This window comes from Amycolatopsis sp. GA6-003 (assembly GCF_046267895.1).
Classification (GTDB): Bacteria; Actinomycetota; Actinomycetes; order Mycobacteriales; family Pseudonocardiaceae; genus Amycolatopsis.
This window is the reverse complement of sequence record NZ_CP176499.1, coordinates 1,992,902-2,013,184: the sequence shown is the minus strand read 5'-3', so window position 1 is coordinate 2,013,184 and position 20,283 is coordinate 1,992,902. Positions and strand designations below refer to the sequence as shown.

Genomic DNA, 20,283 nt, shown 5'->3' with positions numbered 1-20,283 from the left:
GCGAACGGATCGCGAGGAACGCCCCATGTGCGGTTCCCACTTCCTGCTAGAAGGGTTCGTGAGTTGCCGGCCCCGACGAAATCGGGCGCATTCGTGCCGCGCTCGATTTCCCGGCAACAGAACTCTTTCCGGTTCCTTCCCGATCCACAAGCGACAATAGTGGGAAACAAATCCGGCAAACGGGACCGAATTTCCGCGCGGCCGCGCATTCGGTCCCGTTTGCCGGAATCGCGTTCAGTCCTGGGGCAGGTGCCGGCGCGAGTGCCGGGTCACCACAAGGGTTCCCGCGACGGCGACCAGCGCGACGCAGGCGAGCAGCACCGGGTAGCCCGCTACTCCGTTCAGGGCCGCTAAAAGTGACGGCAAGAGGAATCCGACGTAGGCCAGCGCGTAGTACACGCCGGTCAGTTCCGCGATTTCGCCCGGCCGGGCGAGCCGTTGCAATTCGAGCAGTCCGGACACGACGACGATGCCGTAAGCGGTGCCCAGCACGACTGCCGCGCCGAGCGCGAGCCACGGCGATTCCCGCGCCGCCGCGAAGACGCTCAGGACGAGGCCGGCGCAGAGCACCACCATCCCGGTGAGCACGGCCCGGGCGCTGGTCGCGCGGTCGACGCGCTTGGCGATCGGCTGGATGCCGACGCCCGCGCCGATCGCGCAGACGGTGAGCAAGGTGGAGTAGGCCAGCGCCCATGACCCGGTCCGGTGCTCGACGAGCTGCGGCAGGATCGCGTACGCCACGCCGCAGGAACCGAAAATCCACGGTGCGGCAGGCAGGATCACCCGGCGGAAGCGCGGATGCCGGGCGGTGGCGGGCAACGCGGCGCGGACCGAATCGGTCCGGACGGCGAGTGTTTCCGGACTGCGCGCGACCGCGGCCAGCGAGACCAGCGCGAGTCCGATGTGGACCAGATAGGGCAGGACCATCGGCCACGGACCCCACTGCGCGAGCGCTCCGGCGATGCCCGGGCCGATGCCGAGGCCGAGCGTGAGGCACAACGCCGCGCGCCGGGTGCCCAGATCGGCCGCGCGGTACGGGTCGGCGTCGGTGAGTTCCTTGATCCAGGTGGAACCCACGGCCATCGCGACCGCCACCGCGATGCCGGAGAGGAACCGGCCGGCGGCGATCCACGCGACGCCGAGCGGGCCGAGCGCCAGCAGGACGCTCGCCAGCAGCGACAACGCGGTGCCCGCGAACATCACCGGGCGGCGACCGTGCCGATTGGACAGTCCGCCGGAGAGCAGCAGTCCCGGCACGAGACCGACGACGTACGCGCCGAGCAGGGCGTCGACGGTGAACGCGGAGTAGCCCGCGGCGTGGTACATCACGAGCAGCGGGGTGAACTGGTTGCCGCCCCAGCCGCAGGCGAACACCGCCGCGGCGGCCGGGAACCAAGCCGGGCGGGCGGTCGTTCCGGGCGTTCCGGGAACGCGGTCAGTGCGGTGAGTGGTAGCAGTCATCGACGGTGCACCGAATCCAGGTGGGCTCGCAGGGCCGGAGCGAAAGTGTCGGCTTTCGTCTCGGCGTCCGCGATGATGTGCAGAAGCTCTTCGTGCTCGCCGACGACCTGCGGGAGGCGAGCCGGGATCGGCGCGAGCGCGTGGACGTTCATCCGGCGCTGGCGGTCGGCGAGGGTGGTGTAGAAGCTGAGCAGCAGCGCGTTGCCGCCCGCCTCGACGATCGTGCGGTGAAACAGCGCGTCGGCCTCCGCGAACGCAGGCACGTCGCCCGCTTCCGCATGCCGCCGCTGAATGTCCAGCACCTCGCGCAGCTGCTCCAGCGCGGCGGGGATCAACTCCGGACGCCGCCCCAGCCGCTGTACCGCGGCGCTCTCGACGGCCTCGCGGGCCTCGAGCACATCCTCGGCCTCGCCCGGGGTGATCGGCACGACGATCGCGCCGCGCTTCGGGATCAGGTTCAGCAGCCCCTCGACCTGCAGCCGCAGGAACGCCTCGCGCACCGGAGTCCGGCTCACCCCGAGGCGCTCGGCGATCTCGCCCTCGCTGAACAGGTGCCCGCCGGGCAGTTCGCCGGTGAGCACCAGTTCCTTGGTGAGCTCGTAGGCGCGATCGGCAGCGGGTTTCAACGCGTTCACGCTGAGACGCTAACATGCATCCCAGCTTGTATCTAAGCTGTTGTGACCTGCGGCTCAGCCGGTTTTGTCGGTGTCGCGTGGGATGCTCGTGCGGTGCTGCTCCTCGATGCCCGGCCGACCGTGCCCCAAGCCGTTGCCGCCCTCCGCGCCGCCCTGACCGGCGGCCTCGACCCCGACCAGGACCCACCGCGGTCCGTCGTGCCCGTGCCCGCCGGGCAGCTCCTGCTCATGCCCGCGTTCTGGGACCGCTACGCCGGGGTCAAGGTCGCGTCCGTGGCCCCGGACAACCCCGCGCAGGGCCTGCCTCGAATCCAGGGCCACTACCTGTTGCTGGACGGCCCGACGCTCACCCCCATGGCCCTCCTGGACGGCGTCGCCCTCACGTCGGTGCGCACCGCGGCGGTCTCCGCGGTGGCGGCGGACCTGCTAGCGGTGCCGGACGCGGAACGCCTGGTGGTGTTCGGGACCGGCCCGCAAGCAGAGAGCCACATCGAAGCCCTCCGCGCGGTGCGGCCAGTGCGGGATGTGGTAGTAGTCGGCCGAAATCCGGAGCGTACGCAAGCCTTCGCCGCGCAGTACCCATTCGCCCGGCCAGGCACGGCCGACGACGTGTCGTCCGCCGATCTGATCGCCTGCTGCACGTCGTCGCGCACGCCAGTGTTCGATGGCGCGAAGGTCCCCGAGCACGCCACCGTCGTCGCCGTAGGCTCGCACGAACGCGATGCGCGGGAAGTAGATGATGTCCTCATTGGACGGTCCACTGTGGTGGTCGAAGGCATCGCCGCGGCTACCCGCGAGTCCGGAGAGGTAGTGCAGGCAATGGAATCCGGTGCGCTTGCCTCGGAGGACCTGGTTTCACTTGCGGCATTGGCGCAGGGTTTCGCGGTGCCGTCGGGTCCGCGGCTGTTCAAGAGCGTCGGGATGGCTTGGGAAGACCTGGTAGTCGCTGCGGCCGTCTACGAAGCTTCCCTGTGATGTCACGGTGAGACGCGACTGCCCACCCGGAGGCGGTCAGTGCGTAGCCCGAGCGCACCGCCCGCGGCGGGTCCGCTCGGGTGACCGGTTTGCTGGGGCGAGCGCGTCGGTGAGGAGCCTGAACTCGGTGAGCGCCGTGGTGGCTCCGCCGGGGAGGCAGCGCGAGTTCGGCAGTCCGGTTGGTTGGGGAGCCGCGCGGGGGTCGGCGGTTTCGGCGTCGTTGAGGTGGTTGGATTCGGTGTGCGGTGCGTGGGTCGGCCGGGAAGGTGGACAGCGAGTTCGGCAACCCGGTCGGCTGGGGACTTCGCGGTGGTCGCCGGATTCCGCATCGTCGAGCTGACTGACTGGTCCGTGCGGTCCACTTCGGACAGTCCAGGCGCGGCGAGATCCGTGGTGCCGCAGTTCGAGGACCACCGGCAGCTCCGGCGTCGGCTGGAGGCTCGAGGTCGCGGTGTCCTGCGGGCCGTCGCAGGCGATCGACCATTCGACGCCCGGCGAACGCGGCACGAACGGCTCCGGGGCGGCTAGCCTGGGTGCCCTCGACGGCGAGGGGAGACCGGGATGTCCGAGGAACCGACCACCGCGGCGGAACTGTTCGACGCGATCGGCGCCAAGTACGAGGAAGCGTTCGGCCACCGGCCGGTCGTGGAAGCGGCGGTACGGGAGCTGATCGACGTGCTGCCGCCGTCCGCGCGGGTGCTCGACGTCGGCAGCGGAACCGGCCGCCCCGCCGCCGCGGAGCTGGCGGCCGCGGGGCATCGGGTGACCGGCATCGACGTGTCGGCGGAGATGGTGCGGATCGCCCGCGAACAGGTGCCCGGAGCCGAGTTCGTGCAGGCTGACGTGCGGGAATGGCAGACCGCGCCGGGCACGTGGGACGCGGTGTGCGCGTTCTTCTCGTTCGTGCAGCTGTCGAGGACGGAGACGGAGCAGGTCCTCGGCCGCATCGCCGGCTGGCTGGCGCCGGGAGGAAGGTTCGCGCTGGTGACCGTACCCGGCGACATCGAGGACGTGCCGATCGAATTCCTCGGCCACTCGATCCGGGTGACAAGCTTCCCAGCGGACGCACTGACCGACCGGGTGCGAGCGGCAGGCCTGGAGGTGACCGGGACCCGCATGGAGCGCTTCGAACCGGGCAAACCGGGCGCGGAACCGGAGGAGCACCTGCTGATCTCCGCCCGCAAACCCGGCTGAAACGCATTCGTGTTCCGGTCCGCCGGGAAAACGGGGCGGCATTTTCGCGCTGACCGGATGAACACGCCGGAAACTGCGCGGAAAATACCGCCCCGCCCCGCTGGACGCGACCGGGTTTTAGTCTGCCGAATGAATATCGCAGCGGCCGGGCAGCCGCCGGATCGGCACGTGTCGCACTGTGCGCGTCCCGGCCAATTCCGCCGACTGCACCCGCGGCCCGGCTGTCGCGGCCGATGCCTGCCCTGACTGCGGTGCTCGACGTGTGTCCGCAACCCGCCTGTCGCGGCCGATGCTCGCACTGACTGCGGTGCTCGACCTGCGTCCGCGGCTCGCTGTCGCAGCTGATGCCTGCCCTGACCGCGGCGCTCAACCTGCTTCCGAGGCTCGGCTGTTGCGGCCGATGCCTGCCCTGACCGCGGTGTTCGACCTGCGTCCGGAACTCGCCTGTCGCGGCCGATGCCTGGGACCGCGAGGCTTGCCTGTCGCGGGCCGATGTCCGGACTGAGCGTGGCGCTCGGCCCTGCGTCCGCAGCTAGGTTGTCGCGGCCGATCCGCTTTGGCCGCGGCGCTCGACCTGCTTCTCTCGACGGACTGGGCTGGCTGCCCGCCGCGGCCGGGTTTCGCAGGTCGCCGCCGCGGGCGGTTCGCGCGCCTTCCCGGGGTGCGCGAACCGCGAGCGCTCAGGCGGGGATCGCCTTCGCTGCTACTGGTTGCCCCACTGCTGCTCGCCCTGCTGACCGCCCTGGTCGTAACCGCCCTGCTGCTCGTAACCGCCTTGCTCGCCGCCCTGGTCGAAACCCTGCTGCTGGCCGCCCTGCTGGAAGCCGCCCTGCTCGCCCTGGCCGAAACCGCCCTGGCCGCCTTGGTCGAAACCGCCTTGGCCGCCCTGGCCGAAGCCGCCCTGCTGACCGCCCTGGCCGCCCTGCTGGAAGCCGCCTTGGTCGCCTTGGCCGAAGCCGCCCTGCTGGCCGCCTTGGTCAAAGCCGCCCTGACCGCCCTGGTCTCCCTGGCCGAAACCACCCTGCGGCTGTCCGCCCTGTTCCTGGCCGCCTTGCTGGCCGCCGCCGAAGTTCTCCTTCAGCTTGTCCGCGCCCTGGCGGATCTGGTCGCCGTGCTTGCCGCCGGTTTTCTCGTCGGCGAATTCGGCGGCCTTGTCGATGCCCTGGCCGACTTTGTCCGGGTTGTTGCCCGCGAATTCCTGGATCTTGTCCTTCGCCTGGTCGAAAAAGCTCATCGAAATCCTCCTTGATCTATTCGTGACACATGGATACCAGCCGGGTACCCGGCCGACCGGACGGCGAGACGCCAGTCCCCGGTTCGGGTGAGGCGCGGCGCCGGTTCTGCCCGGGTCGGGCCACGGGTGGGTTACCCCACACGCCCGGACGCGGACCCGACCGGCCGGTAGGGTCGCCGCGGCAGGGCGCCGTAGCCGAGGAGGACGCGTGGCGGGACCGTTGAGCGGGCTGAAAGTCGTCGAGCTGGCCGGGATCGGGCCGGGTCCGCACGCGTGCATGGTGCTCGCCGACCTGGGCGCGGACGTCGTCCGCGTGGAACGGCCCTCCGGATCGCTCGACCTCTCCGGCGGCAAGCCGGACCCGCTGCTGCGCGGCCGCCGCTCGGTCGCGGCCGACCTCAAGACCCCGGAAGGCCGCGAACTCGTCCTGCGCCTCGCGGCGAAGGCGGACGTGCTGATCGAAGGCCTGCGCCCGGGCGTCACCGAACGGCTCGGCGTCGGCCCGGACGACTGTTTCGCGTGCAACCCCCGGCTGGTCTACGGCCGGATGACCGGCTGGGGCCAGGACGGCCCGCTCGCCCAGCGCGCCGGGCACGACATCAACTACCTCGGCCTCACCGGCGTGCTGCACGCGATCGGCCGCGCGGGCGAACGCCCGGTCCCGCCGCTCAACCTGGTCGGCGACTTCGGCGGCGGCTCGATGTTCCTGATCGCGGGCGTGCTCGCGGCGCTGTGGGAGTGCGCCCGGACCGGACGGGGCCAGGTCGTGGACGCGGCGATGGTCGACGGCGCGAACGTGCTGTCCCAGATGATGTGGTCCTTGCGCGGCCTCGGCTCGTGGTCCGACGAACGCGGCACCAACCTTTTGGACGGCGGCGCCCCGTTCTACGACACCTACGTCTGCGCGGACGGCCGCTACGTCGCCGTCGGCTCCCTGGAACCGCAGTTCTACGCCGCGCTCCTGGACGGCCTCGGCCTCGCCGCGGAAGACCTCCCGCCGCAACTCGACCGCGCCGGCTGGCCCACCCTCCGCGCCGCCTTCACCCGCGCGTTCCTGACCAAGACCCGCGACGAATGGACCGAAGTCTTCGACGGCACCGACGCGTGCGTCACCCCCGTCCTCGCCCCCGACGAGGCGCCCCGGCACCCGCACATCGCCGCCCGGTCCGGCCTGATCACCCTGGACGGAATCGTCCAGCCCGCCCCGGCGCCGCGGTTTTCGCGCAGCACGCCGGACGTGCCGTCCTCGCCGCCGGTCCCGGGCGCGGACACGGAAAAGGTCCTCGCCGACTGGGGCGCCTAACTTCCGCAGCACTGGCGGGACATGGCGGGGGACGGCGTCGGTTCCGGTCGGTCGGCGACCTGCCAGCCGCAGCGCCTTGGCTTCGCGACCGCATCAGCCGGACGCGGCGAACGACGGCCCAGGCCCGGTCGGTCGGCGACCTGCCAGCCGCAGCACTCGAATTCGCGACCGCACCAGCCGCCCGCGGAGAACAACGGCCCACGCCCAGCCAGCAAGCCCCAGAAACCACGGCCCACCAGCACAACCGCCCCGCCTAACCCCGCAACCGCACCGGCAGCTCCATATGCCCGTTGGTGATGAACGACGGCACCGGCTCCAGCTTCTCCTCGGCCACCGCCAGCGCCAGCCCCGGGAACCGTTCGAACAACGCCGGTAGCGCGAGTTCCGCCTCCATCCGGGCGAGCTGCGCCCCGAGGCAATAGTGCACGCCATGGCCGAACGCGAGCGCTGACTTGTCCTTCCGCGACAGGTCGAACTCGTCGGCGTCCGGGCCGTGGTGGTTCTCGTCGCGGCCGGCCGGGCCGAAGGACGGGAGGATCGGGTCGCCCGCCCGGATCGTCGTGCCCGCGACCTCGATGTCCTCCAGCGCGAACCGCAGCGGCAGGTGCGAAAGCGGGGCCTGCCAGCGCAACGTCTCGTCCACCACGTCGGTCCAGGTGCGCGTTCCGTCCAGCACCTGCCGCAGCTGCGCGGGGTGGGTCAGCAGCGCGGTCACGGCCTGGTCGAGCAGGTTGACCGTCGTCTCGTGGCCGGCGGTGATCACCAGGATCAGCGTGTCCACGAGTTCCTCTTCGCTGAGCCGGGAGCCGTCGGAGTCGCGGGCGGCGATGAGCGCGGTGGCGAGGTCGTCGCCGGGCTCGGCGCGTCGCCGGGAGACGAGGTCGGCGAGAATTCCGTACAGCATCTCGACGTTCGCGGTCGCTTCCTCCGCGGTCGCCGACGTCGCGAAGATCCCGGCCACCGCGGTGCGCAGGCCCGGCCGCGCTTGTTCGGGGACGCCGACCAGCCGGCAGATCACCTCGATCGGCAAGCGGTAGCAGTACTGTTCGCGCAGGTCGGTTTCCGCCGGTCCGGCGTCGAGCTCGGCGAGCAGGCGGTCGGTGATTTCGGCGACCACCGGGCGCAGCGCGGAGATCCGGCTGGGCGCGAAAGCCTTGGACACCAGCGAACGCAGCCGCCGGTGCTCCTCGCCGTAGGCGGTGAACATGTTCCGCACCGAAACCCAGATGTGCAGCGGCCAGTCGGAGGAGATCTCGCCGTCCCGGTAGGCGGGCCAGTGCCGCCGGGCGTCCTTCGACACCCGCGGGTCGGCAAGCAGGGCGCGCAGCAGCGGCAGGCTGGTGACCGACCAGGCGAGCACGCCGCCCGGCAGTTCGACCACGGTCAGCGGTCCGCGGGCGCGAAGCCGGGCGCCCTCGCCGTGCACGTCCGGCCCCGCCGGATCCAGCACGAAGGGCGTGACGGCGTGGTCCATGGGCGCTCCTCGCGGCCCGATGGTCCACAATGGACGGACGATGGGGGAGGTGTCCGTTGCGGCCGCCGGGTCCGCGACAAGCGTAGCGCGGCTAAGGATCGCGCTGCCGCGGTTGAGGGGTGGTCCGGACCAGGGGTTGACGTCAGCCGTCGGAGCGCTTGCGGTGCAGCGAAAACCGCTCGAAAACCGACAGCTCGCCGGTCGGCTTGTTCACGTTGTAGTAGGTCACGCGCAGGGTCGTCGTTCCGCCCGGACAGCGTCCGGGGTCGACGGTGAACGCGGCGAATCCGTAGGGGTGGTCGAGGTCGCGCACCGCGCTCCACACCGCTTTTTCGCGCACGTAAGCGGGTTTCCGCTTGCCCGTGACCGGATCCCGCTTGTCGGCGACGGCGGTCAGCACCTTTCCGGTGCCATCCTTGAAGAAGCTGCCGTTGGTGGTGCCGGAAACGCCGCCTCCGCCGAGAATCATGTGCACGGTGCCGTGCGTGGTGTCGATGTCGTCGGTCGCGTCGGACACCGGATTCGGCGTGAGCGTTTCGCTTTCCGCGACGACGCCGTGCACGGCGAGGGAGCGTTCGTAGTCGTGTTCGTGCCCGCAGAGCACCAGATCGACGCCGGAGCGGTCGAACAGCGGGCCGTACTTCTCGCGCAGGCCGAGGTCGGCGCCGTTCGCGTCGGACGTGCTGACCATGACCTGGTGCATCGCGACGACGATCCAGTCGACGTCGCGCGACGCCCGGGCCGCGGCCAGTTCTTTCTCCAGCCAGGCCAGCTGCCGTCCGCCGGAATAGCCGTTGACATATATGTCGCCGCCGTCCTGGAGGCAGTGGTCGTCGTTCTGCAGCACGAGCACCCGCACCGAGCCGACGGTGAAGCCGTACCAGAGGCCGGCGAGTTCCGGGTCGGTTTCGGTGGAGGGCAGCTGGAAGTACGCCTGGTAGGCGTCCATCCCGAGCGCGCCGTTCTTCTTCTCGATCTCGTGGTTGCCCGCGGCGGGCATCCACGGCCGGTACCGCGCCGAGCGGGTGTTGTTGGCGAAGAAGTTGTTCCAGGTGCGCACGCGGTCGACGTCGAGGTTGGCGTAGCAGAGGTCGCCGTTGAGCAGGTGGAACAGCGGCGCGACGGTCTCGATGCCGGTGACGATGTCCTTCGTGGCCGGGGTGGAGAAGAAGTCGAGCGCGGGCGCGCCCTTGAGATCCCAGGTGACCTGCGGCGCCGACTGGTCGCCGAAGCTGGTGAAGGTGAACGCGGAACGGCCGCTGGGCGCGGTGCGGAACGTACCCGCGTCGGGCGTCGCGCCGTCGTGCTGGGCGAGGTACAGGTACTCGGTGTTCGGGCAGAGCTGGTCGATCTGGGCGTGGTGCACCCAGACCGTGCGGTTGGAAGCGCCGTCGAGGTAGGTCCGCGTGACGGCGGGCGCGTACGAGCCGAAGCCGGCGTCGAGCGTGCCGTAAAGGACGCGGGGGCGGCGGACCGGACCGTCGGTGAGCCACGAAACCACCATTTGCCGGGCCGGGTCGCGGCCGAAGGTGAGATGCAAACCCTGCACTGGTGTCGCACCACCGCCCCGAGTTGGCATGAGCGGAGCGGCAGTTGCCATACCAGTGCCGAGCAGTGGTACGGCAGCGGTTGCGCCCATGAGACCTAATGCTCCTCGACGGCTGACGGCGTTGGACATGGCGGCGGCCTCCTCCGGCTCCCCAGGCGGATGCGAAGCTATGCGGGCGGCGCGGCCCGCCGATGAACGGCGGCTGTCCGGCATGTGAAGTGTCGTCCGGGTCCATTCCGGTTCGTTCCCTTTGCCGGGAAACGGTTTCCGTACTGTCCGAAGTGGACCGTCCAGGCTTCGCCGGATCGATTCAGAAGGGTTCTGCTAGCCTCCGGGGTGACGTGCGGCTCGCCGTGGTGCCGCGTTGCTGCCGGAGCGCTTCACGGAGCGTGCGCTGAGTGCTTCGGCTCGAACCTCCGAGGAGCGTTATGACAGGCATCGTCCGGGTCCGGGGCCGTGAGGTGCTCGACAGCCGGGGCAACCCGACGGTCGAGGTCGACGTGGTGCTGGCGGACGGGTCGGCGGGCCGGGCGGCGGTGCCGTCCGGGGCGTCCACCGGCACGCGCGAGGCCGTTGAGCTGCGGGACGGCGACGCGAAGCGGTTCCACGGCAAGGGCGTGCGCAAGGCGGTCGACGCGGTCAACGGCGAGATCGCCGACGCCGTGGTCGGCATGGAGGCCGAGGCGCAGGCCGACGTCGACCGCGCCCTGATCGCCCTCGACGGCACCGAGAACAAGGCGCGGCTGGGCGCGAACGCGACGCTCGGGGTCTCGCTGGCGGTGGCGAAGGCGGCCGCCGCGGCGAACACGCTGCCGCTGTACCGCTACGTCGGCGGGGTGTACGCGCACCTGCTGCCGATGCCGATGATGAACATCATCAACGGCGGCGCGCACGCGGACAACCCGATCGACTTCCAGGAGTTCATGATCGGCCCGGTCGGCGCGGAGACGTTCGCCGACGCCGTGCGGATGGGCTCGGAGGTGTTCCACACGCTGCGGAAATCGCTGCACGACGCGGGACACAACACGAATGTCGGCGACGAGGGCGGGTTCGCGCCGCAGCTGGGGTCGGCCGACGAGGCGCTCGAGTTCGTGGTCCGCGCGATCGAGCAGACCGGGTACGAGCCGGGCAAGGACATCGCGCTGCTGCTGGACCCGGCGGCGTCGGAGTTCTACCGCGACGGCGTCTACGACTACACCGGCGAGGGCCGCAAGCGCAGCGTCGAGGAGCACGTCGCGTACCTGACCGAGCTGACCGAGCGCTTCCCGATCGTCTCGATCGAGGACGGTCTCGCCCAGGACGACTACGCCGGCTGGAAGCAGCTGACCGACGGCATCGGCGACCGCGTGCAGCTCGTCGGCGACGACCTGTTCTGCACGAACGTCGAGATCCTGCGAGACGGCATCAAGCGCGGCATCGCCAACTCGATCCTCATCAAGGTCAACCAGATCGGCACCCTGACCGAGACGCTGTCCGCCGTCGACACCGCGCACAAGGCGGGTTACTCGGCGGTCATGTCGCACCGTTCGGGCGAAACCGAGGACACGACGATCGCCGACCTCGCGGTGGCGACCGGCTGCGGCCAGATCAAGACGGGTTCGCTGTCGCGGTCCGACCGCACGGCGAAGTACAACCAGCTGATCCGCATCGAGGAGGAGCTGGGCACCGAGGCTCGCTACGCGGGCTGGGACACCCTGCGCTGAGCTTGGCTTCAGGGGCGGCCCGGGCTTTCCGCCCGGGCCGCCTTTGTCTATTTTTTCACCCTCAGGAACATCGCCACGGCGCTGAACGCCGCGCTTACCCAGAACGCCGCCCGCGCATGCGCCGAGTCCACGACGACGGCACCCGCCACCGCGGGCCCGATCACCGCGCCGAGATTGAACGCAGTGGTCGCGATCGCCCCGGCCACCCGCGGCGCGTCAGTGCTGGCGGTGGTGACGATCGCGGCGATCAACGCGGACCCGACGCCGAACGCCGTCGCGCCGGTCAGCAAGGCGGCGGTCAGGAGCCCCGGAAGACTCTGCGCCGCGAAGAACGCCGCCACCCACACGATGGTCAGCACGGCGATGCCCGCTTTGAGGACCTTCGGACCTGCCTTGCCCGCGATCGTGACGCCGACGAACGAGCCCACGCCGAACACCGCCAGCACAACCGGCACCCAGCCGGTCGATGTGGACATCGTGCCGAGGTAGGTGAACGCGGCGAACGTCCCGGCGTTGACGAGAACACCCTTGAGCACGGTGGCCGCGACGCTCGGCCGAGCCAGGACCCGCCACTCGCGATACACCGGACTGGTCGCCGGCGGATTGTCGAACGAGGACGTGGTCAATGCGGCCGCGGCGGCCGCGGTGACCGCCGCGATGGCCCAGAACGCAGCTTGCCACCCGGCGTACTGCCCGAGCACGGTACCGGCCGGAACGCCGACGATGCACGCGAGTGTGACCCCGGAAAGCAACACGGACGTCGCCCGCCCGACCGCACCCGCCGGGACGAGCGAAGGCAACGACGCGAGAGCCACCGCGAGAAACCCGGCATTGGCGAACGCAGCGACGGCGCGGGTGGCGAGCAGGAGGGGGAAACTGGCGGTGAGGGCGGCGATGACGTGCGCTCCGCTGAACAGCCCGAGGAAGGAGAGAAGCGCCAGCTTGCGCGGCAATTTGCTGCCGAGCATGGCGAGCATGGGCGCCCCGACGACCATTCCGGCCGCGAAGAGGGACGTCAGCAGCCCCGCGGTGCCAAGGGAAACGCCGGTGCTGGTGGCGATCTGGGGGAGGAGCCCGGAGAGGACGAACTCGGACGTGCCTTGGGCGAAGACTGCGGTGGCGAGGAGGAAGATTATGGGAGGCAAGGGGTTTCGCTCCGAGGTTGGTGGCGTTGGGGACGCCTGGGGATGAGGACGGTTTGGGTGCGGAGTGGGGCTTTGGCCTGCGGGCAGAGCAGCTGTGAGTTCGCTTGACCGCCTGGCTGTCGTGGCCGGGCAGGGCTTTGCTGCGGCGCGGTTGCCGCGCGCGGCCTTTGTCCGACGCTGCGATGCCAAGCACGCTTTGCCAGGGGTGCTCGGGTGGCAGCAGGCTTTGCCGTGACGTGGTCCGGGTGGATAGCCGTGTTGCTCCGCTGTGGTGGGCGGGGTTTGCCAGCAGCGCGGGCATGCCTTGCCGTGACGCGGCTGTGGCGGGAGAGCTGTGTTGCTGGCTCCGCTGTGGTGGGCGGGGTTGCCAGCAGCGCGGGCACGCCTTGCCGTGACGCGGCCGTGGCGGAGAGCTGTGTTGCTGGCTCCGCTGTGGTGGGCGGGGTTTGCCAGCAGCGCGGGCACGCCTTGCCGTGACGCGGCTGTGGCGGAGAGCTGTGTTGCTGGCTCCGCTGTGGTGGGCGGGCTTTGCCAGCAGCACGGGCACGCCTTGCTGGATGCAGCCGGGTCCGGAGAACCGTGCTGCTAGCTCCGCCGCAGTGCGCAGGCTTTGCCGCTGACTGCCGTTGCCATACGCGGACCTTGTCCGTGACATGCCTGGGCAGCATTAACCCCAGCGGCACCACGATGCGAGCGTGCTTTGCCAGCGACCCTGATGCGCGCAGGCCTCGCCCGGGCGCGTCTGCAACCAGCGGACTCTGCCTGGGGCGTCAGACTTCACCATGACGTGGCCGCCGCGCGCCGGGTTGGCGTTTGGCTGGCTTGACCTCGCCGCCGCGGCCCTTGTGCTGCGGCCGGTCGGTTTGTGCCTGCCTGTGCTGGTGACTGCCATGCGTGTTTGCACCGGTCACCAGCACCAACCTGCCCACGGCACAGCTCGACCGCGCGTGGTGGTGGTGAAGCTTTCGCCGGTCAGCCCGGCCCGGGAGTAATCCCGGCACCCGTCACTCCGCCGCCCACCTTGCGGATGGGCGGCTACCGTCTGTTGGCCTCCGGCGACGTCATGCCTCGGACTTTACCCTGTCGTGCTCACGGAGTCGCGTGCGTATTGCTGTTCCGCCGTCGTGGCAGGAAAACCCGGCCGGGGCGTGCGGCATGTCGATGCGGTCGCTGGTGTTCGAGGCATGGCGGTTCGTCTCGCGCGGATCCGGGGTGGGCCGGGTTCGCGGTTGGCCGCACGCTGCTTATCCGGGTGGTGTGGTGGCGGTGGGTTGTTGAGTCCGGTTTTGTCGGGGGACGGCGGCGCGGGTTTGTGGTAGCTCGTCTCGCGTGGGCGCGGCGGGGGCTAGGTTCGCGGTTGGCCGCGGAGCGCCTGTCGGGCGGTGTGGCGATCGCGGGTCGTTGAGTCCGGTATGGCCTTGTGGGCACGGTGGCGCGGCTGCACATGTTCGGTGCGTGTGGCAGCTCGCCTAGCAGGGGTGCGATGGGGCGGAGGGTGGTGCTTGCGGGTCCGCGGGCTTAGCCGACTCCTGCGTGGGCTGCGATGTCGTCGGCGAAGGACGTCACCCTGGTGTACATCCCGGGCTTGCCTGGCTTCCCGCATCCGTCGCCGTAGGACACGATGCCCACTATCGTGTCTCCTACTACGAGCGGGCCTCCTGAATCTCCTTTGCAGGCGTCGACACCGCCGTTCGGGTAGCCGGCGCACAGCATGCTCGCCGCGGAGTATTCCGGGTAGGCGGTGTGGCAGGTGGCGTCGTCGGCCAGCGGCACCGTGGCTTGGCGGAGGTAGTCCGATCGGTCGCCGCCGTCGGCGGTGCGGCCCCAGCCCAGGACGGTGGCGTTGGTTCCGGCGGGGTAGCGGCTCGGGTCGCGGGCCAGGTCGGCGGGGCGGTAGGGGAGCGAGCCTCGGACGGTGAGGACGGCGATGTCCGAACCTTGTTGCGGCGTGCGGAAATCCGGGTGTTGCCAGACGTCCGCCACTGCGCGGACGATGCCGTCCTGGCTGCGTTTGTCCTCCCGTCCGGCTACGACGCTGAGTTCGCTGGCCGGAACAGTGGCGGCGCAATGCGCGGCGGTCGCGACCGCGGTACGGCTGACGATGACGCCTCCGCAGAACTGGGTTCCGTGACTGTCCACTAAGTACACTGCGTACGGATATCGGGCCAGGGAAGCTTTTTCTCCCCCGATGATGACCGGGGCGGCACTGGCGGCGGATGCGGTCAGGCTGATGACGGACAGGACGACGGCGACGATGAATGCGACTCGGCGTGGCATGGCGGACCCCCTCGGCTGCGGCAGCGCACGAAGACCACTTTAACCGGCGGTTGAGCGGAAAACCGTCGCTGAACCGGGTGGAAACCGGGACAGTCCGGGCCCGTGCTCCTGCGGCGGCTGGGGCGAATGGGTTTCGAAACCTGGCTCGGGCAAAGGGATTCCGGGCGGATTCGCGGGTGGGGATCACGCGGATGGAGTAGCGACGGGGTCAGAACGCGGGATCCGGGGGCGAGACTCGTTGGCGGCTGGATCGCCATTGAGGAAGCGTTCAGCGGCCACGGCTTCCGAACGGAACCGGGCAGCTTCTTAGGAAGGAGAGCCGGCGGTGAGGCCTTGGGCTACACGGCCAACTACCGAGAAAATCGGCGGGGCGGCGGGTGGGGGTCGCTGGTGAGGCATCGGACCCGCTGGCAACTTCCGAGAAATTCGACGCAGTGGCGTGCGGGGTCCGCCGGTGAGACCTCGGGCTCCATCGGCAACCTCCGAGGGATTCGGCGGTCGCCGGTGAGGTCTTGTGCCCCGCCGGGTACCTCCGAGGGATTCGGCGGTCGCCGGTGAGGTCTTGGGCCCCGCCGGGCACCTCCGAGGAATTGGGCGCGGCGGTGGCTGAGGGGCTGCCGGGGAGACCTCGGTCCTCGCTGGAAACTCCCGAGAGGTTCGGCGCAGCGGGGGAGTGCGGGGTCGCCGGTGAGGCCTCGGGCCCGCCGGGAACCCCGGAGAAATTCTGCGGGGCGGCGGGCGAGGGGTTGTCGGTGAGGACTCGGGCCGGACGGGAACCTCCGAGAGATTCGCCGGAGCGGCAGGTGAAGGACTGCCGGTGAGGCCTCACGCCCCATCGGCAACCCCCGAGAAATTCACCGGAACGCCGAGCGACGGGGCCGCCCCAAACCCCAAGCCCCGCACCGGCAACCCCGCACACGGTCAGCAGAGCGGCGCCACCGGTCCGTCCGAGCCGGTCTTCACGTACGTGTCCGAGATGTAGTGTCCGGGCCCGATCCGGTCCCAGATCTTGCTCGTCCCGAATTTTCCGGTCACACTGTCTCCGTTGACGTAGCATTCGATGTTCACCTTGGCGTAGTTCGCCGCCAGGCCCTTCACCGGCGAGGACGTGTGCGCGCCCGACCGGACGTTCACCGGGTCGCCTGCCGTCTGGACCAGGCCGGTCGCCGCGGCGGAGCCTGTCCACAGGTAGGTGACCTTCACGTTTCCGTTGTCGCTCAAGCCGACGCCGGAGCTGAAGGTGCCGTCCGCCAGGTCGATGCCCGCCGGGTTGCCCACTTTGTACCCGAGGTCGTCGCGGCCTCCGTTGTAGCCGTTGTGGTAGGCGGCGTAGGCCTCCGGCTGGCCTTGGGGCAGGTCCTTGTACTCCGCGCGCACCGAGGGCGGGTTCCAGTAGTCGTCCTTGGTGTTCCACGGGCCGACGTCCCAGACTGGCGCGTATTCGCAGCGGCTGTTGTCCGTCTTGCACACTCGAACGGTGTAGTTGCCGGTTCCCTTGGGCGACAAGGCTTTCCCGGACGGCAGCGCGACGAAGTGGTCGTTGCTCGCGATGACGTGGCCGTTCGCGGTGGTGTGGCCGGTGAGGCCTTCGCGGGTGGCGTAGATGGTGTAGGTGAGCGGGGCGGCCGCGACGAGGGTGTTCGCCTGCGGGGCAAGGGAAGCGGTCAGTGCGACGTCGCGCACGGCGGGGCGGGCGGCGGTCGTGCTGGACAGCGTGATCCTGGTCTGCACGACGCTCACCGCGCGCGGGAGCGCGGTGCCGGCGGGGGTCCATTCCGTCCAGTCGTCGGCGCCGGAGCGGCCGCGGACGTCGACTTCCACCGACGTTCCCTGCGGCGCGTCGGCGGAGATGTCGGCGGCTACCCGGTTCGCCGGCGCGGACAGGCGGCGTTCGGCGGAAACCAGGTAGCCCTCGGCGCCCGCGGCCCGGTCGGCGGGTCTCCACGCGGAGTCTCGCAGCGTGAGCGTGCCGCTGGCCGCGGCGACGTTGACGTCGTCACTGTCCACTGAGGACAGATCGGCTCGCCAGGCGGCGGAGGTTTCGGCAGCGCTCACGGGGGTCGCGACTGCGGTGACCGCCCCCGCGGCGAGCAGTGCGGCGACCGTGCGCCGGACCGGTGCGTTTCCGACCACGACGGATCTCCCTTCACTCGTCCGAATCGAACTGCCGGAGTGTCGGAGGGATCCGTACACGATCCATACAACGATCTCGCCCGGCCGTGTACCGGAGGCGGGAGGTTGACAGCGGAGAGTGAAGCGATATAGCTTTGATAGCAAAGTTAATTTAGAAGCAAAGGAAGTTCGGGATGACCATCCTGGTGACGGGGGCGCGCGGGAATGTCGGGAGCGAGGTCGTCCGGGTGCTCCGCGAGGGCGGGCACGAGGTGCGGGGGTCGGCGCGGGACGCGGCCGCGCTGGACCTGCCGGACGCGGTGTCGCTGGACCTCGCGGCGAAGAGTGGGTTCGAGGACGCGCTGCGCGGCGTGGACGCGATTTTCCTGTATCCGACGCGGCCGAACGGCGCGGCGGATTTCCTTGCCGCAGCACGAAAGGCAGGCGTGTCCTACGTCGTGCTGCTGTCGTCGCCGGACGTCTACGAAGGGGCGGCGGACAACCCGATCCGGCTGGGGCATCTGCCCGCGGAGGCGGCGGTGGCGGAATCCGGGCTGCCGTTCACCGTGCTGTATCCGGGCTGGCTGGCGGGCAACACCCGGCGCGACTGGGGCGCGGCGATCCGGGCCCGGGAACCGGTGCGGCTCTTCTCCCCGGAGGCGCAGTTCACGCCGACGGCTGAGGCGGACGTGGCCGCGGTTGCCGCGAAACTGCTCACGGAATGTAGCTATCCTGGCCGCAGCCTGGCGGTGACCGGCCCGGAGTCGATGACGCAGCGTGCGGTGGTCCAGACCCTTGCGGAGGAATTGGGCCGCCCGATCGAAGTGGTGACCGAAACGCGGAGCGAGGCCCTGGCGCGGCGTCCGGAATGGATGCCCGCGGCGATTCTGGAGCATCTGATGGACGTGGAGGAGGCATCGGTGGGCCGGGTGGCTCCGGTGAACAACACGGTGGAACGGTTCGCGGGACGGGCGACGTCCTTCCGCGAATGGGCGCGGGCGCACAAGGACGACTTCGCCCCGCGGCCCTGAACAAGTCCGATGTGGACGGAAACTACGCGCGCTTCCAGGAAACGCAGGCAGGCCGCGTCCGCGATTCGCACAGTTCCCGCACCGCGCCCAGCACTTCTTCGGCGGAAACGTCGCTCCCGGCGGGCTGCGGGAAGTGCGCTCCCTGGAGGCTGAAATAGTCGACCGGATCCTCGCCGGCACCGTCCGCGGGGAAGAAAGTCTCGCCGTTTTCGTGCCACACCAGGCTTCCGCGCGCGCCGCGCAACCCGGCGACCAGGTACGGCGTCCCCGGCTTCCGCCCGGCGTACAGCCACCAGGCGACCCCGGCGTCCGGCCTGGGCGGTTCGGCGGCGCGCAGGGCGGAGAGCACGTCGTCGGCGGCCGTCTCGGTGACGTCGTACCCGGTCCGGCGACGGGCGTCTTCGCTGCTCGCCATGGTGTGCTCCGCTCGTGAAGTGTCCTGATACTACTCGGTGCCGCTCGGCGAGCTACTTGTGGAATGGCCGGCGCGGAGGCGGGCCGCGCGGAGCGTCAGATACCGCTGCTCGGCGGTGTTTCCGGTGCGGGCGGCGGCCGCGGTGTAGTGGCGGACGGCTTCCTCTCGTTCGCCGGCCAGTTCCAGGAGATGCGCGCGGGCGGCGGCGAGGCGGTGGTGGTCGGGGAGCCGGTCGTCGAGTCTGGCGAGCATGGTCAGCCCGGCGTCCGGCCCGTGCACCATCGCGGTCGCGATCGCGCGGTTGAGCGTGACGACCGGGTTGCCGGTCAACGCCTCCAGCCGCGTGTACAACGCGAGCACGCGCGGCCAATCGGTGTCTCGGGCGCGCGGCGCGATGTCGTGCGTCGCGGCGATCGCGGCCTGCAGGCGGTATTCGCCGATGCCGTCGCGGGTCAGAGCGGCGGTGATCAGCGCGACGCCTTCCCGGATCAGCGAACGGTCCCATCGCGACCGGTCCTGGTCGGCAAGGGGGATGAGGTCGCCGTCCGGTCCGGTGCGGGCCGGCCGGCGGGCGTCGGTGAGCAGCATCAGCGCGAGCAAACCGGCCGCCTCGCCGTCGTCCGGCAGCGCGGCGTGCAGGAGCCGCGCGAGCCGGATCGCCTCGGCGGACAGTTCGGTCCGGTGCAGCCGGCGGCCGCCGCTGCTCGTGTAACCCTCGTTGAAAATCAGGTACAGCACGTGCAGCACGGACCGCAGCCGCGCCTGCCGTTCCTCCGCGGCGGGCATCCGGAACGGCAGGCCGGACTTCTTGATTTTCGCCTTCGCCCGGCTGATCCGTTGCGCCATCGTGGTTTCCGGCACGAGGAACGCGCTCGCGATCTCCGCGGTCGTCAGCCCGCCGACGGCCCGCAACGTCAGCGCGATCGCCGACGCCGAGGTCAGCGACGGATGCGCGCACAGGAACAGCAGCGTCAGCGTGTCGTCGTGGTCCGGCACTTCGGCCGCCGGCGGCTCGGCGGCGACGGTGTCCTCGCGCCGCCGCCGGGCCTGGTCGCTGCGGAAACTGTCGATGATCCGGCGGCTGGCCGTCTGCAGCAGCCAGCCGCGCGGATTCTCCGGGATCCCCTCGGCCGGCCAATGGCGCACGGCGGCGAGAAGGGCTTCCTGCGTCGCGTCCTCGGCCGCGCCGAAATCGCCGGACCGGCGCGCGAGGACGGCGAGGACCTGGGGCGCGAGCGTGCGCACCAGGTCCTCCACCTCGGTGCTCACACCTCCGGCGCGCTCATGACCTGGCGCACCTCGATCGGCACTCGCAGCGGCGCGCCGTCCGGGCCGGGCGCGGCCGAGACCCGGGTCGCGATCTCCAGCGCGCGGGCCTCCGATTCGACGTCCACCACGCGGTACCCGGCCAGCAGTTCCTTGCCCTCCGGGAACGGCCCGTCGGTGACGACCGCGCCGCCCTTGCCGTCCGCGACCACGGTCTTCGCCGCTTCCGGCCCGGCCAGCCCCTCCGCCTCGACGAGCTCCCCGGCTTCGGACAGCTCCGCGTTGAGCACGTGCTGGAACTGGATGTGCGCGCGGATGTCCTCCGGAGCCCACTCCGGCATCGGCACGTCGCAGTCCTCGCCCTGGGCGTAGGTCTGCAGCAGCATGTACTTCGGCATCGCGTTTCCTCCAGTGTCCGGCTCGCCGCTTCGGGGCGGGCTCATCAAGGGAACGGAGCCCGCGCGCGGTCCTCGACATGCCTCGCGGACATCTTGCCGGGGAAACGCGCG

Annotated in this window: 17 protein-coding genes; 5 read left to right on the top strand and 12 right to left on the bottom strand. The window is 70.5% G+C overall.

What is annotated here, in order from left to right; genetic code table 11:
* Window positions 1-234 precede the first annotated feature (234 nt).
* Both F9C12_RS08550 and F9C12_RS08545 read right to left on the bottom strand, forming a co-directional pair.
* Window positions 235-1,461 carry an MFS transporter gene (locus tag F9C12_RS08550; RefSeq protein WP_409465462.1) on the bottom strand — a complete coding sequence of 409 codons (1,227 nt, stop codon included), beginning with the start codon at window positions 1,459-1,461 and terminating at the stop codon, window positions 235-237.
* Complete coding sequence (locus F9C12_RS08545) at window positions 1,458-2,096, bottom strand: GntR family transcriptional regulator (RefSeq protein WP_409465461.1); 639 nt, start codon at window positions 2,094-2,096, stop codon at window positions 1,458-1,460. The genes F9C12_RS08550 and F9C12_RS08545 overlap by 4 nt, the downstream gene beginning before the upstream one ends.
* A gap of 93 nt (window positions 2,097-2,189) precedes the next feature.
* Between F9C12_RS08545 and F9C12_RS08540 the strand changes: the two genes are divergently transcribed.
* Entirely contained in the window at window positions 2,190-3,071 is an 882-nt protein-coding gene (locus tag F9C12_RS08540; RefSeq protein ID WP_409465460.1) for an ornithine cyclodeaminase family protein, read from the top strand.
* Between the two features lie 36 nt (window positions 3,072-3,107).
* On the opposite strand, the gene F9C12_RS08535 is transcribed toward F9C12_RS08540, so the two are convergent.
* Entirely contained in the window at window positions 3,108-3,578 is a 471-nt protein-coding gene (locus tag F9C12_RS08535) for a trehalase-like domain-containing protein (protein WP_409465459.1), read from the bottom strand.
* Between the two features lie 54 nt (window positions 3,579-3,632).
* Here F9C12_RS08535 and F9C12_RS08530 point away from each other — a divergent pair, with 54 nt between their 5' ends.
* The gene (locus F9C12_RS08530; RefSeq protein WP_409465458.1) at window positions 3,633-4,265 is read left to right on the top strand and encodes a class I SAM-dependent DNA methyltransferase; all 633 of its coding nucleotides are present in this window, start codon (window positions 3,633-3,635) and stop codon (window positions 4,263-4,265) included.
* Between the two features lie 703 nt (window positions 4,266-4,968).
* Here the strand turns inward: F9C12_RS08530 and F9C12_RS08525 are convergent.
* A complete protein-coding gene (locus tag F9C12_RS08525) occupies window positions 4,969-5,499 on the bottom strand; it encodes an antitoxin (RefSeq protein ID WP_409465457.1) in 531 nt (176 codons plus the stop codon).
* Window positions 5,500-5,707: 208 nt separating this feature from the next.
* On the opposite strand from F9C12_RS08525, the gene F9C12_RS08520 reads away from it, so the two are divergent.
* Window positions 5,708-6,802, top strand: coding sequence for a CaiB/BaiF CoA transferase family protein (locus F9C12_RS08520; protein WP_409465456.1), 1,095 nt, complete (start codon window positions 5,708-5,710; stop codon window positions 6,800-6,802).
* Between the two features lie 253 nt (window positions 6,803-7,055).
* Here the strand turns inward: F9C12_RS08520 and F9C12_RS08515 are convergent, their stop codons facing one another.
* Both F9C12_RS08515 and F9C12_RS08510 read right to left on the bottom strand, forming a co-directional pair.
* Window positions 7,056-8,276, bottom strand: a complete 1,221-nt coding sequence (locus F9C12_RS08515; protein WP_409465455.1) for a cytochrome P450 family protein — start codon at window positions 8,274-8,276, stop codon at window positions 7,056-7,058.
* Between the two features lie 142 nt (window positions 8,277-8,418).
* Entirely contained in the window at window positions 8,419-9,825 is a 1,407-nt protein-coding gene (locus F9C12_RS08510) for a purple acid phosphatase family protein (protein ID WP_409465454.1), read from the bottom strand.
* A gap of 428 nt (window positions 9,826-10,253) precedes the next feature.
* Here F9C12_RS08510 and eno point away from each other — a divergent pair, with 428 nt between their 5' ends.
* Window positions 10,254-11,528 carry a phosphopyruvate hydratase gene (gene eno, locus F9C12_RS08505; protein WP_409181440.1) on the top strand — a complete coding sequence of 425 codons (1,275 nt, stop codon included), beginning with the start codon at window positions 10,254-10,256 and terminating at the stop codon, window positions 11,526-11,528.
* A 47-nt stretch (window positions 11,529-11,575) separates the two neighbouring features.
* On the opposite strand, the gene F9C12_RS08500 is transcribed toward eno, so the two are convergent.
* The 3 genes from F9C12_RS08500 to F9C12_RS08490 all read right to left on the bottom strand — a co-directional run bounded on the left by F9C12_RS08500 (window position 11,576) and on the right by F9C12_RS08490 (window position 17,083).
* Entirely contained in the window at window positions 11,576-12,673 is a 1,098-nt protein-coding gene (locus F9C12_RS08500) for an MFS transporter (RefSeq protein ID WP_409465453.1), read from the bottom strand.
* Window positions 12,674-14,191: 1,518 nt separating this feature from the next.
* A complete protein-coding gene (locus tag F9C12_RS08495; RefSeq protein ID WP_409465452.1) occupies window positions 14,192-14,950 on the bottom strand; it encodes a S1 family peptidase in 759 nt (252 codons plus the stop codon).
* 921 nt (window positions 14,951-15,871) lie between these two features.
* Entirely contained in the window at window positions 15,872-17,083 is a 1,212-nt protein-coding gene (locus F9C12_RS08490) for a hypothetical protein (protein WP_409181437.1), read from the bottom strand.
* 173 nt (window positions 17,084-17,256) lie between these two features.
* Between F9C12_RS08490 and F9C12_RS08485 the strand changes: the two genes are divergently transcribed.
* A complete protein-coding gene (locus tag F9C12_RS08485) occupies window positions 17,257-18,093 on the top strand; it encodes an SDR family oxidoreductase (protein ID WP_409465451.1) in 837 nt (278 codons plus the stop codon).
* Window positions 18,094-18,115: 22 nt separating this feature from the next.
* Here F9C12_RS08485 and F9C12_RS08480 read toward each other — a convergent pair whose 3' ends face one another.
* Genes F9C12_RS08480 through F9C12_RS08470 form a run of 3 tightly spaced genes read right to left on the bottom strand, consistent with a single transcriptional unit; the run spans window position 18,116 to window position 20,172 of the window.
* Complete coding sequence (locus tag F9C12_RS08480; RefSeq protein ID WP_409465450.1) at window positions 18,116-18,508, bottom strand: Imm1 family immunity protein; 393 nt, start codon at window positions 18,506-18,508, stop codon at window positions 18,116-18,118.
* 30 nt (window positions 18,509-18,538) lie between these two features.
* A complete protein-coding gene (locus F9C12_RS08475; RefSeq protein ID WP_409465449.1) occupies window positions 18,539-19,777 on the bottom strand; it encodes an RNA polymerase sigma factor in 1,239 nt (412 codons plus the stop codon).
* Window positions 19,774-20,172 (bottom strand): YciI family protein, encoded by a 399-nt coding sequence (locus tag F9C12_RS08470; RefSeq protein WP_409181433.1) that lies wholly within the window; start codon window positions 20,170-20,172, stop codon window positions 19,774-19,776. Before F9C12_RS08470 ends, F9C12_RS08475 begins: the two co-directional genes overlap by 4 nt.
* Between the last annotated feature and the right edge of the window lie 111 nt (window positions 20,173-20,283).